The organism is Escherichia sp. E1130 (genome assembly GCF_005781065.1).
Classification (GTDB): domain Bacteria; phylum Pseudomonadota; class Gammaproteobacteria; order Enterobacterales; family Enterobacteriaceae; genus Escherichia.
Genome location: NZ_VATL01000020.1, coordinates 98,416 through 111,951, shown reverse-complemented (window position 1 = coordinate 111,951; position 13,536 = coordinate 98,416). Strand labels below are relative to the sequence as shown.

The 13,536-nt window shown below is 52.6% G+C and carries 11 protein-coding genes; all 11 read right to left on the bottom strand.

Going from position 1 to position 13,536, the window contains the following annotated elements:
• Positions 1–10: 10 nt before the first annotated feature.
• Positions 11–1,255, bottom strand: a complete 1,245-nt coding sequence (gene mtr / locus FEK66_RS19035) for a tryptophan permease (protein ID WP_130204608.1) — start codon at positions 1,253–1,255, stop codon at positions 11–13.
• A 153-nt stretch (positions 1,256–1,408) separates the two neighbouring features.
• Positions 1,409–3,310 (bottom strand): ATP-dependent RNA helicase DeaD, encoded by a 1,902-nt coding sequence (deaD, locus tag FEK66_RS19030; RefSeq protein WP_130204606.1) that lies wholly within the window; start codon positions 3,308–3,310, stop codon positions 1,409–1,411.
• Positions 3,303–3,383 carry a protein YrbN gene (gene yrbN, locus FEK66_RS19025; protein WP_010723222.1) on the bottom strand — a complete coding sequence of 27 codons (81 nt, stop codon included), beginning with the start codon at positions 3,381–3,383 and terminating at the stop codon, positions 3,303–3,305. Before yrbN ends, deaD begins: the two co-directional genes overlap by 8 nt.
• 106 nt (positions 3,384–3,489) lie before the next feature.
• Positions 3,490–4,374 (bottom strand): lipoprotein NlpI, encoded by an 885-nt coding sequence (nlpI, locus tag FEK66_RS19020; RefSeq protein ID WP_000802080.1) that lies wholly within the window; start codon positions 4,372–4,374, stop codon positions 3,490–3,492.
• Positions 4,375–4,482: 108 nt separating this feature from the next.
• Positions 4,483–6,618, bottom strand: a complete 2,136-nt coding sequence (pnp, locus tag FEK66_RS19015) for a polyribonucleotide nucleotidyltransferase (RefSeq protein ID WP_130260168.1) — start codon at positions 6,616–6,618, stop codon at positions 4,483–4,485.
• Between the two features lie 244 nt (positions 6,619–6,862).
• Positions 6,863–7,132, bottom strand: a complete 270-nt coding sequence (gene rpsO, locus FEK66_RS19010; protein ID WP_000059470.1) for a 30S ribosomal protein S15 — start codon at positions 7,130–7,132, stop codon at positions 6,863–6,865.
• Between the two features lie 148 nt (positions 7,133–7,280).
• A complete protein-coding gene (truB, locus tag FEK66_RS19005) occupies positions 7,281–8,225 on the bottom strand; it encodes a tRNA pseudouridine(55) synthase TruB (RefSeq protein ID WP_135495196.1) in 945 nt (314 codons plus the stop codon).
• Complete coding sequence (gene rbfA / locus FEK66_RS19000; protein WP_001040205.1) at positions 8,225–8,626, bottom strand: 30S ribosome-binding factor RbfA; 402 nt, start codon at positions 8,624–8,626, stop codon at positions 8,225–8,227. The genes truB and rbfA overlap by 1 nt, the downstream gene beginning before the upstream one ends.
• 163 nt (positions 8,627–8,789) lie before the next feature.
• Positions 8,790–11,462, bottom strand: coding sequence for a translation initiation factor IF-2 (gene infB, locus FEK66_RS18995; protein ID WP_130204600.1), 2,673 nt, complete (start codon positions 11,460–11,462; stop codon positions 8,790–8,792).
• Positions 11,463–11,486: 24 nt separating this feature from the next.
• Positions 11,487–12,974 (bottom strand): transcription termination factor NusA, encoded by a 1,488-nt coding sequence (gene nusA, locus FEK66_RS18990; protein WP_130204598.1) that lies wholly within the window; start codon positions 12,972–12,974, stop codon positions 11,487–11,489.
• A gap of 27 nt (positions 12,975–13,001) precedes the next feature.
• On the bottom strand, positions 13,002–13,454 hold the full coding sequence (gene rimP, locus FEK66_RS18985; protein WP_001300397.1) for a ribosome maturation factor RimP: 453 nt from the start codon (positions 13,452–13,454) through the stop codon (positions 13,002–13,004).
• Positions 13,455–13,536: the final 82 nt, after the last annotated feature.

Genomic DNA, 13,536 nt, shown 5'->3' with positions numbered 1-13,536 from the left:
GCACCGCTGATTACTGATACACCGGCAGCAAATTAAAGCTCGATAAAATATGGATCAATGCGTTACCAACGCCAAACACCAGAATCAGCACAATCATCGGTTTGCCGCCCCAGACGCGGAATTTCGGGCTGCCAAAGCGTTTACGCGATGCGCGGGCCAACAGCGCCGGAACAATTGCCGCCCAGATGGTAGCCGCTAAACCGGCATAACCAATGGCGTACAGGAATCCGTTCGGGAACAGCAGACCACCCACGACAGGCGGGGCAAAGGTCAGCAATGCTGTTTTCAAACGGCCCATAGCCGAGTCGTCGAAACCAAACAGATCTGCCAGATAGTCAAACAAACCCAGCGTTACGCCAAGGAACGAACTCGCTACCGCAAAGTTTGAGAACACGACCAGCAGAAGGTCCAGGCTACGGCTGTTCAGCACGCCGCTTAATGCCTGTACCAGCACATCAATATTACCGCCCTTCTCGGCGATGCCGATAAACTCCGGACGAGGGATGTTACCCATCGTCGCCAGCAACCAGATGGTATACAGCGCCAGCGCCATCAGCGTACCGTACACCAGGCATTTCACGATGGTTTTCGGATCTTTGCCGTAATACTTCATCAGGCTCGGCACGTTACCGTGATAACCAAACGACGCCAGGCAGAACGGCAGGGTCATCAGCAAATACGGCGCATAAGACGCATTGCTTTCGGCGACGTTGAACAATGTCGCAGGCTGTACATGCCCCAGCAGGCTACCGAAGGTGAGGAAGAAGGTAATGACTTTCGCCCCCAGCACAATCGCCGTCATCCGGCTGACCGCTTTGGTGCTCAACCACACCACAAACGCCACCAACAGTGCAAAACCAAAACCCGCCGCGCGTGCCGGGACGTTCAGCGACATCTCCGCGAAGGTGTGATGCAGAATCGAACCACTGGCAGAAATATAGGCATAGGTCAGGATATAGAGCACAAAGGCAATGGAAATGCCGTTGACCACGTTCCAGCCTTTGCCCAGCAAATCTTTGGTGATGGTGTCAAAACTCGAACCGATCCGGTAATTCAGGTTAGCTTCCAGAATCATCAATCCGGAATGCAGCATGCAGAACCAAGTGAAGATCAGCGCCGCCATTGACCAGAAGAACCACGCACCGGACATGACCACTGGCAGAGAAAACATCCCTGCGCCAATAATGGTGCCGCCGATAATCACCACGCCGCCAAGCAGCGACGGTGACGTTTGGGTGGTGGTTAGTGTTGCCATGAGGGCTTCTCTCCAGTGAAAAATAGTGCGACTGCGTTGTTATGCATTGCACTGTACCAGTACACGAGTACAAAAGACAGAAAAAAAGCCCCGATTGTTAAAATCGGGGCTGTATATATTATTTTACAGACTGTGTTCGCTGTTCAGCGATGATTACGCATCGCCACCGAAACGACGACGACCGGTAGAGTCATCACGACGCGGTGCGCGGCCTTCACGACGTTCACCGCTAAAACGGCGACCATCACCACGACCACCTTCACGGCGTTCACCGCTGAAGTTACGACCGCCTTCACGACCACCTTCACGACGCTCGCCACTGAAACCACGACCACCCCCACGACGCTCACCGCCAGTATGCGGCTGTGCATCGCCCAGTAACTGCATGTTCATCGGCTTGTTGAGAATGCGAGTGCGCGTAAAGTGTTGCAGCACTTCACCCGGCATACCTTTCGGCAGTTCGATGGTGGAGTGAGAAGCAAACAGCTTGATGTTACCGATGTAACGGCTGCTGATGTCGCCTTCGTTAGCAATCGCGCCAACGATATGACGAACTTCAACACCATCATCACGGCCCACTTCAATGCGGTACAGCTGCATATCGCCAACGTCACGACGTTCACGACGCGGACGATCTTCACGGTCGCCGCGCGGGCCACGGTCGTTACGATCGCGCGGACCACGATCATCACGGTCACGGAATTCACGTTTCGGACGCATCGGCGCATCTGGCGGAACAATCAGAGTACGTTCACCCTGTGCCATTTTCAGCAGTGCGGCTGCCAGAGTTTCGAGATCCAGCTCTTCACCTTCTGCAGTCGGCTGAATTTTGCTCAGCAGTGCGCGGTATTGATCCAGATCGCTGCTTTCCAGCTGCTGCTGTACTTTAGCGGCGAATTTTTCCAGACGGCGTTTGCCCAGCAGTTCTGCGTTCGGCAGTTCTACTTCCGGAATAGTCAGCTTCATAGTACGTTCAATGTTGCGCAGCAGACGACGCTCGCGGTTCTCAACGAACAGCAGCGCGCGGCCAGCACGCCCCGCACGACCGGTACGACCGATACGGTGAACGTAAGACTCAGAATCCATCGGGATATCGTAGTTAACCACCAGGCTGATACGCTCAACGTCCAGGCCACGGGCCGCAACATCGGTCGCAATCAGGATGTCCAGACGACCATCTTTCAGGCGTTCCAGTGTCTGCTCACGCAGCGCCTGGTTCATGTCACCGTTCAGCGCGGCGCTGTTGTAGCCGTTACGCTCAAGAGCTTCAGCCACTTCCAGAGTCGCGTTTTTGGTACGAACGAAGATAATCGCCGCATCAAAATCTTCCGCTTCCAGGAAACGTACCAGTGCTTCGTTTTTACGCATGCCCCAGACAGTCCAGTAGCTCTGGCTGATGTCAGGACGGGTCGTTACGCTGGACTGAATGCGCACTTCCTGCGGCTCTTTCATAAAGCGGCGGGTAATGCGACGAATCGCTTCCGGCATGGTTGCAGAGAACAGAGCGGTCTGATGACCTTCCGGGATCTGCGCCATAATGGTTTCAACGTCTTCGATGAAGCCCATGCGCAGCATTTCGTCAGCTTCATCCAGAACCAGACCGCTCAGTTTAGAGAGGTCCAGAGTGCCACGTTTCAGGTGGTCCAGCAGACGGCCCGGAGTACCGACAACGATCTGCGGCCCCTGACGCAGGGCGCGTAATTGCACGTCATAACGCTGGCCGCCGTACAGGGCAACCACGTTTACGCCGCGCATGTGTTTAGAGAAATCCGTCATTGCTTCAGCAACCTGTACCGCCAGTTCGCGGGTCGGTGCCAGCACCAGAATCTGTGGTGCTTTCAGCTCAGGATCAAGATTCTGCAGCAGAGGTAAAGAGAATGCTGCAGTTTTTCCGCTCCCCGTCTGGGCCATACCCAGAACGTCGCGGCCATTCAGCAGATGTGGAATACACTCTGCCTGAATTGGAGATGGTTTTTCGTAACCCAGATCGTTAAGGGCTTCAAGGATAGGAGCCTTCAGGCCCAGATCTGCAAAAGTGGTTTCGAATTCAGCCATGTAGTACGTGTGCCTCAAAATTAATGGCGGCCAGTCTACATAACTCATCATGAAATTGATCAGCAATTTTCATTGAAAAGTGTGAACCGGCTCAAAGTAGGTGTATTAACGAACAACAACGCCCTCACCCGTTAAGGTGATGGCAATCAAATAAGATTACGGGCTGATGTGTACGTCAGCTATTGCTGGTCCGATTCTGCCAGGTCATCTTGGTCCTGGCCCAGGAGCGATAATTCCAACAATGCGTATCGGTGCTCAACAAAGTTATGAACGTTGTTGGCAACCGCCAGTTTGAACAGTGCCGTGGCGCTGTCCAAATCCCCCAGACTTAGGTAGTACTTACCTAAATAGAAGTTGGTTTCACTGAGATGCTCAGCGAGCGAGGTGTTATCCGTTGCGTCCGCCTTGAGCCTTTCCATTAACGTTTGTTCGCTAATGTTGCCCAGGTAGAACTCGACAATGTTCCATCCCCACTGTTCCTTGTCCGATTTTTCGAAGTGCTGTTTCAACACTTCTTTAGCCTGCTTCTCATCGAGCTTCTGCTCGGCGAGATAAAGCCACAGACTACGGAAAGGATCATTGGGATCGTCTTGATAAAACGCCAGCAGATCATCTTGCGCTAACTTGTCACGACCGCCGTAATATAATGCGATCCCGCGATTCAAGTGCGCGTAGTTGTAAGTTGGATCAAGCTCAAGTACAGAATCAAACGCTTCATAGGCAGCATCAAAATTGCCTGCCTGCGTTAAATATATGCCTAAGTAATTGAATACTTCAGGCATATCCGGTCGGATTGCCAGCGCTTGCGAAAAATCGTTACGCGCTAATGCCCTCAGACCGAGACTATCATACAACACTCCGCGCTCATATAAAAGCTGTGCGCGTTCGTCATCGGTTAAAGCCCGACTGGCAAGGATTTGTTCCATACGTGCCAGAATCACTTCCTGCTGTAAAGTCGGTTGCAATGGTACCGCGAGGACTTCACTTTTACGCCAGGAAGTATTACTGCATCCTGCAAGCGTAAGTGCTGTCGCAACGAAACACCAGCGCAAAAAAGGCTTCATTTCCCACTCCCGAAGACCACGGTTGAATGAACGTCCTGTTCCCGGTTGCTAACAAGGCGTCCTGCCCGGTTAAAAGCCCCCCGCCGCAGCGGAGGGCAAATGGCAACCTTACTCGCCCTGTTCAGCAGCCGGAGCTTCCGGTGCTGCAGCAGGTTGAGACTGCTCAGTCGCTTCTTTAATGCTCAGACGGATACGGCCCTGGCGATCAACTTCCAGAACTTTCACCGGTACTTCCTGACCCATCTGCAGGTAATCGGTCACTTTCTCAACGCGTTTGTCAGCGATTTGAGAGATGTGGACCAGACCTTCTTTACCGCCACCAATGGCAACAAATGCGCCAAAGTCAACGATACGGGTCACTTTACCATTGTAGACGCGGCCCACTTCGATTTCTGCAGTGATCTCTTCGATACGACGAATTGCGTGTTTCGCTTTCTCGCCATCGGTCGCTGCGATCTTCACAGTACCGTCATCTTCGATTTCGATGGTGGTGCCTGTTTCTTCGGTCAGAGCACGGATTACAGAACCGCCTTTACCGATAACATCTTTGATCTTGTCCGGGTTGATCTTGATGGTATGGATACGCGGTGCGAACTCAGAGATATCGCCACGCGGCGCGTTGATCGCCTGTTCCATTACACCCAAGATGTGCAGACGCGCACCTTTAGCCTGGTTCAGTGCAACCTGCATGATCTCTTTGGTGATACCTTCAATTTTGATATCCATCTGCAGTGCAGAGATACCGTCGCGGGAACCCGCAACTTTGAAGTCCATATCGCCCAGGTGATCTTCGTCACCCAAAATGTCAGACAGTACAACGTAGTTGTCGCCTTCTTTCACCAGACCCATCGCGATACCCGCAACAGCGGCTTTGATCGGCACACCTGCGTCCATCAGCGCCAGAGACGCGCCGCACACGGAAGCCATAGAAGAGGAACCGTTGGATTCGGTGATTTCAGACACAACACGTACGGTGTACGGGAATTTGTCCATATCCGGCATTACTGCCAGCACGCCGCGCTTCGCCAGACGACCGTGGCCAATTTCACGACGCTTCGGAGAACCGACCATGCCGGTTTCACCTACGGAGTACGGAGGGAAGTTGTAGTGGAACAGGAAGGTGTCAGTACGTTCGCCCATCAGTTCATCAAGAACTTGCGCGTCACGTGCAGTACCCAGCGTTGCGGTAACCAGCGCCTGCGTTTCACCACGGGTGAACAGCGCAGAACCGTGAGTACGCGGCAGCACGCCAGTACGCACATCCAGACCACGGATCATATCTTTTTCACGACCGTCGATACGCGGTTCGCCTGCCAGTACGCGGCTACGAACAACATTTTTCTCGATAGCGTGCAGAATTTCACCCAGTTCGTTTTCGTCCAGGGTTTCATCTTCAGCAAGCAGCGTCGCGATGGTTTCAGATTTGATGACGTCAACCTGCGCATAACGCTCTTGTTTGTCGGTGATGCGGTAAGCATCGCTCAGACGAGCTTCAGCCAGTGCAGCAACGCGCGCGTTCAGCGCTTCGTTTACCGGCTCCGGGTGCCAGTCCCAACGCGGTTTACCGGCTTCTTTCACCAGTTCATTGATGTTCTGAATAACAACCTGCTGTTGTTCATGACCGAACACTACTGCGCCCAGCATCTGGTCTTCGCTCAGCAGTTCAGCTTCAGATTCAACCATCAGTACAGCGGCTTCAGTACCCGCAACAACCAAGTCCAGTTTGCTCTCTTTCAGCTCGTCCTGAGTCGGGTTCAGTACGTACTGGTCATTGATGTAACCTACGCGGGCAGCACCAATCGGACCATTGAACGGAATACCAGACAGAGACAGTGCTGCGGAAGCACCAATCATCGCGACGATATCCGGGTTAACCTGCGGGTTAACAGAAACCACGGTGGCGATAACCTGAACTTCGTTGACGAAGCCTTCCGGGAACAGCGGGCGAATCGGGCGGTCAATCAGACGCGCGATCAGGGTTTCGCCTTCGCTTGGGCGGCCTTCACGACGGAAGAAGCTACCCGGGATACGACCAGCAGCGTAGGTACGCTCCTGATAGTTAACGGTCAGTGGGAAGAAGTCCTGACCTGGTTTGGCTTTTTTCTGGCCGACAACGGTAACAAATACCGCGGTGTCATCCATGCTAACCATAACAGCGGCAGTGGCTTGACGCGCCATCATGCCGGTTTCCAGAGTCACGGTGTGTTGGCCGTACTGGAATTTACGAACGATCGGATTAAGCAATGTAATACCCTTTTCTTTCTTAGACAGCACCTTACGGTACTGGTGTTAATACCCGATCTTCTGCGCATCCTCGCGACTAATGACAACCCTAACCCAGCCAAATGTGGGTAAAGCCTCTCATTAGCCGCGCGAACCTCTGCAACGGAAGATCATTCATAGCAACAATACATTAGTTTCCAGTGAATTGCTGCCGTCAGTTTGAAAAAAGGGGCCACTCAGGCCCCTTTTCTGAAACTCGCAAGAATTAGCGACGCAGACCCAGGCGCTCGATGAGCTGGGTGTAACGTGCTACGTCTTTACGTTTCAGGTAGTCGAGCAGTTTACGACGCTGAGAAACCATGCGCAGCAGACCACGACGGCTGTGGTGATCTTTTTTGTGCTCTGCAAAGTGGCCCTGCAGGTGGTTGATCTGTGCAGTCAGCAGTGCTACCTGAACTTCAGTAGAACCGGTGTCGTTTTCACCACGACCAAACTCAGAAACGATTTTAGCTGTTGCTTCAGTACTTAGAGACATTTTAAAACTCCAAAGTATATAGAATGAAAGGACGCCGATCTCTAATTCAGCGATCCCAGTGTACGTTACGCAAAGTGTTAAATATTTTACGCGACGTTAAGCGGCAGTATTCTACTCGTAGCGACCTGTTATCGCAAGACGGTTAACATTACGCCGGATATTCAACCACCAGGCGACGAGGCGCTACGCGGCCTTCATCGTCAATTTCACCCATACCGATAAACTTGCCATTCTCACCTTCTGTAACACGAACCAGTCCTTCCAGCGGCGCACCAGATGTACGAACTGGGTTACCATTTTTGAAGTAAACAGAAGACGTTAACGGAAGATTCACCACCGGATAGTCCGAAGCTGGACTGTCCATTGGCATCAGTAATGGATCAAGTAACTCCGCAGCCGGAATATCCTGCTGTTCAGCTTGCTCAACAAGTTCACGCAGGTGCTCCAGGGTCACCATCCGTTCAACCGGATATTTACTTACCGCCAGACGGCGCAGGTAAATAACATGCGCGCCACAGCCGAGTTTTTCACCCAGGTCGTCAACGATAGTGCGGATATAAGTGCCTTTTGAGCAGTGAATTTCCAGCTCCAGCTCATTGTCTTCATGGCGAATAAACAGCAATTCATAAACGGTAATCGGGCGCGCTTCACGTGGAACTTCAATGCCCTGACGCGCGTATTCGTACAGTTTTTTGCCCTGATATTTCAGTGCTGAATACATCGAAGGGATCTGTTCGACATCGCCACGGAAAGTATCCAGCGCCGCCGCCAGTTGCTCTGCGCTAAAGGTTACCGGACGCTCCTCAACGATTTGTCCATCTGCGTCAGAAGTATCGGTACGCTGTCCAAGACGCGCAATCACCCGATAGCGTTTGTCGGAGTCCAGCAGATACTGGGAAAACTTCGTCGCTTCCCCGAGGCAAATCGGTAACATGCCAGTTGCCAGCGGGTCCAGCGCACCGGTGTGTCCGGCACGGTTGGCGTTATATATACGTTTCACTTTTTGCAGCGCATCGTTGCTGGACATACCCTGCGGTTTATCCAGCAACAAAACGCCGTTAATGTCGCGACCGCGACGACGAGGACGACTCATTAGTCCTCCTTGCTGTCGTCCGGGTTAACACGACGTTCTTCGTCATGTTTGACCACGCTGGTCACCAGATTTGACATACGCATCCCTTCAACCAGTGAGTTGTCGTAGAAGAAGGTCAGTTCCGGCACGATACGCAGACGCATCGCTTTACCCAGCAGGCTGCGGATGAAACCAGAAGCTTCCTGCAACGCTTTGATGCCCGCTTTAACCGCGTCTTCATCTTTGTCGTTGAGGAACGTCACATATACTTTGGCATACGCCAGGTCACGAGACATTTCGACACCGGAAACGGTGGTCATCATGCCCAGACGAGGATCTTTAATTTCACGCTGCAGGATGAGAGCAATCTCTTTTTGCATTTCCTGCGCTACGCGCTGCGGGCGACCAAATTCTTTCGCCATAATAAATTCTCCTGACAAAAAAGGGGCTGTTAGCCCCTTTTTAAAATTAATTTCAGGTGGAAGGGCTGTTCACGTAGGCCTGATAAGACGCGCCAGCGTCGCATCAGGCAATCCATGCCGGATGCGGCGTAAACGCCTTATCCCGCATGGAACCCTAAAAACCTTAAGCGATGGTACGTTGGATCTCGATGATTTCGAATACTTCGATCACATCGCCAGTGCGGACGTCGTTGTAGTTCTTAACGCCGATACCACATTCCATACCGTTACGGACTTCGTTAACGTCATCTTTGAAGCGGCGCAGGGACTCCAGCTCACCTTCGTAGATAACCACGTTGTCGCGCAGGACGCGGATCGGGTTGTGACGTTTAACCACACCTTCGGTAACCATACAGCCTGCAATGGCACCAAATTTCGGCGATTTGAACACGTCACGAACTTCCGCCAGACCGATAATCTGCTGTTTCAGTTCAGGAGACAGCATACCGCTCATCGCCGCTTTCACTTCGTCGATCAGGTTATAGATGACGGAGTAGTAACGCAGATCCAGGCTTTCCGCTTCAATCACTTTACGTGCAGAGGCATCAGCACGAACGTTAAAGCCAACCAGGATGGCGTTGGACGCCGCAGCCAGGGTGGCGTCGGTTTCGGTGATACCACCTACACCAGAACCGATGATCTTCACTTTAACTTCGTCAGTAGACAGTTTCAGCAAGGAGTCGGAGATCGCTTCCACAGAACCCTGTACGTCTGCCTTCAGGACGATATTCACTTCGTGAACTTCGCCTTCGGTCATGTTGGCGAACATGTTCTCGAGTTTAGATTTCTGCTGACGAGCCAGTTTAACTTCGCGGAATTTGCCCTGACGGTACAGTGCAACTTCACGTGCTTTCTTCTCGTCACGTACAACGGTAACTTCATCACCCGCAGCCGGAACACCGGACAAGCCGAGGATTTCCACCGGAATGGACGGACCCGCTTCCAGCACTTCCTGACCCAGTTCGTTACGCATCGCACGAACACGACCGTATTCGAAGCCACACAGAACGATATCGCCCTTGTGCAGAGTACCTTCGCGTACCAGTACAGTAGCAACCGGACCACGACCTTTATCGAGGAAGGATTCGATAACCGCACCGCTCGCCATCCCGTTACGTACGGCTTTCAGTTCCAGGACTTCAGCCTGCAGCAGGATAGCATCCAGCAGTTCATCAATACCGGTACCCGCTTTTGCAGATACGTGTACGAACTGGCTTTCGCCGCCCCACTCTTCTGGCAGGATGCCGTACTGAGAGAGTTCGTTCTTAACGCGATCCGGATCGGCTTCTGGTTTATCGATTTTGTTCACAGCAACCACTACCGGAACACCCGCCGCTTTCGCGTGCTGGATAGCTTCGATGGTCTGCGGCATTACGCCGTCGTCTGCAGCAACAACCAGGACTACGATGTCCGTTGCCTGCGCACCACGTGCACGCATTGAAGTAAACGCGGCGTGCCCCGGGGTGTCCAGGAAGGTGATCATGCCGTTTTCAGTTTCAACGTGGTATGCACCAATGTGCTGGGTAATGCCGCCCGCTTCGCCAGAGGCCACTTTCGTTGAACGAATGTAGTCCAGCAGAGAGGTTTTACCGTGGTCAACGTGACCCATGATGGTCACAACCGGCGCGCGCGGTTCAGCCGCAGCACCCGTGTCACGGTCGCTCATTACCGCCTCTTCCAGCTCGTTTTCACGACGCAGGATAACTTTGTGGCCCATCTCTTCAGCAACCAGCTGTGCGGTTTCCTGATCGATAACCTGGTTGATGGTTGCCATTGCGCCCAGTTTCATCATCGCTTTGATGACCTGAGAGCCTTTAACCGCCATCTTGTTAGCCAGTTCGCCAACGGTGATGGTTTCGCCGATCACAACGTCACGGTTAACGGCCTGAGCAGGCTTCTGGAAGCCCTGCTGCAGCGAAGAACCTTTACGTTTTCCGCCTTTACCGCCACGTACCGCTGCACGCGCTTCTTCGCGATCAGCTTTTGATTCAGCGTGTTTGTTGCCTTTCTTCGGACGCGCTGCTTTCGCGTTACGACCACGGCCACGGCCGCCTTCGACTTCACGATCGCTTTCGTCTTCTGCCTGACGGGCATGTTGAGAGGTAGTAACGTGATAATCGCTGGAATCTTCAGTTGGTTCCGCGTTATCAGTCCATTTATTTTCTTCCGCCATACGACGTGCTTCTTCAGCAACGCGACGTGCTTCTTCTTCGAGTTTACGACGCGCTTCTTCTTCAGCTTTACGCTTGAGCTCTGCAGCTTCCTGCTCACGGCGGGCTTTTTCAGCCTGGGCGGTTTTAGTCATATCGTCTTGTTGATTGCTCACTTTGTCTTTTTCCGCAGCTTCACGTTTCGCTTGTTCAGCGGCTTCACGTTTAGCTTGTTCTGCGGCCTCACGTTCAGCTTTTTGTTGCGCCTCGCGTTTGGCCGATTCTTCTGCCTCACGACGGGCTTGCTCTTCCGCTTCACGCTGCGCTTGCTCTTCCGCCGCAAGGCGCTCGGCCTCTTGCGGGTCACGTTTCACAAAGGTGCGTTTCTTGCGGACTTCGATTTGTACCGATTTGCTTTTTCCACCGGTACCAGGAATGTTAAGGGTGCTGCGTGTTTTACGCTGCAGCGTTAATTTGTCCGGACCTGAATTTTTCTGGTTCAGGTGGTCAATTAAAGCCTGTTTCTCTTGTGCGGACACAGAGTCGTCAGCAGACTTCCGGATACCTGCATCAGCAAATTGCTGTACCAGGCGTTCCACGGAGGTCTGTCGCTCTGCGGCCAGCGTTTTAATCGTTACATCTGTCATGCTGTTCCTTCCTGCTACAGTTTATTACGCTTCGTCACCGAACCAGCAAATATTACGGGCAGCCATAATCAGTGCTCCGGCTTTTTCGTCGGTCAACCCTTCGATATCAGCCAGATCATCAATGCCCTGTTCGGCGAGATCTTCCAGCGTACAAACGCCACGGGCGGCCAGTTTGAATGCCAAATCACGATCTATCCCTTCAAGGTTCAGCAGATCGTCAGCCGGCTTGTTATCACCGAGGCTTTCTTCCTGGGCCTGTGCAATGGTGGCCAGTGCATTTTTAGCACGCTCACGCAGTGCTTCAACGGTCGGCTCATCAAGGCCTTCGATTTCCAACAGCTCTTTCATCGGCACATAGGCCAGTTCTTCCAACGTTGAGAAACCTTCTTCTACCAGGACAGTCGCGAAGTCTTCGTCAATGTCGAGATAACGGGTGAAGGTGTCAATCGCTGCATGCGCTTCCGCCTGATGCTTAGCCTGCAGGTCGTCAACGGTCATCACGTTGAGTTCCCAACCGCTGAGCTGCGAAGCCAGACGCACGTTCTGACCGTTACGGCCAATCGCCTGCGCCAGGTTACCGGCTTCAACGGCGATATCCATGGTGTGTTTATCTTCATCCACCACGATAGAAGCAACGTCTGCCGGTGCCATCGCATTAATCACGAACTGCGCCGGGTTATCATCCCACAGGACGATATCGATACGCTCGCCGCCCAGTTCAGTAGAAACCGCCTGAACACGCGCGCCACGCATACCTACGCAAGCACCTACCGGATCGATACGTTTATCGTTGGTTTTCACCGCGATTTTCGCACGAGAACCCGGGTCGCGAGCCGCTGCTTTAATTTCAATCACTTCTTCGCCGATTTCTGGCACTTCAATGCGGAACAGTTCGATCAGCATTTCCGGCTTGGAACGGGTAACGAACAGTTGCGCGCCACGCGCTTCCGGGCGAACGGAATAAAGCACGCCACGAACGCGGTCGCCAGGGCGGAAGTTTTCACGCGGAAGCATATCTTCGCGCAGGATCACGGCTTCAGCGTTGTTGCCCAGATCCAGAGAGATGTTGTCGCGGTTTACTTTTTTCACCACGCCGGTGATGATTTCACCTTCGTGTTCACGGAACTGATCAACCACCATCGCACGTTCGGCTTCACGCACTTTCTGCACGATAACCTGTTTTGCCGTCTGGGTGGTGATACGGTCAAAGGTAACAGACTCAATCTGATCTTCAACGTAATCGCCCAGGTTCAGGCTTTCATCTTCATAACGTGCGGCTTCAAGGGTGATTTCCTTGGTCGGCTGGGTGACTTCATCAACAACTAACCAGCGACGGAAGGTGTCAAAATCACCGCTTTTGCGATCGATCTGTACGCGGACGTCGATCTCTTGTTCATATTTTTTCTTTGTTGCTGTCGCCAGCGCGCTTTCCAATGCTTCGAAAATCTTCTCGCGAGGTAGCGCCTTTTCATTGGATACGGCTTCAACTACAGCCAAAATTTCTTTGTTCATCGCGGGCTTTTCACCTCATCCAGACTATTAAAAGTGGGGAACCAGGTTCGCCTTCTGGATATTACTCAGCGCGAACACTTCATCTTTACCTTCGACGGTAACTGTGATCATTTCACCGTCTACCGCTTTGATAACGCCCTGCCATTTACGACGGTTTTGTACCGCCATACGGAGAACCAGAGTCACCTCTTCTCCGACAAAACGGGCGTAGTGTTCAGCCGTGAACAGTGGGCGATCGAGACCCGGTGAGGAGACTTCCAGGTTATAAGCAACGGTGATGGGATCTTCAACATCCAGCACAGCACTTACCTGGTGGCTCACATCAGCACAATCATCAACATTGATGCCATCTTCACTATCAATATAGATGCGCAGTGTGGATGTGCGACCGCGAATAAACTCGATGCCAACCAGCTCAAAACCCAGGGCCTCAACTGGCGCAGTAATCATCTCTGTTAATTTTTGCTCTAATGTGGACAAGCCCACCCCCAAGACATAAAAAAAGGGCCTAAAGCCCAGTTATTCTGTAGTCAGATAACAAAAAACCCCGATAAATCGGGGC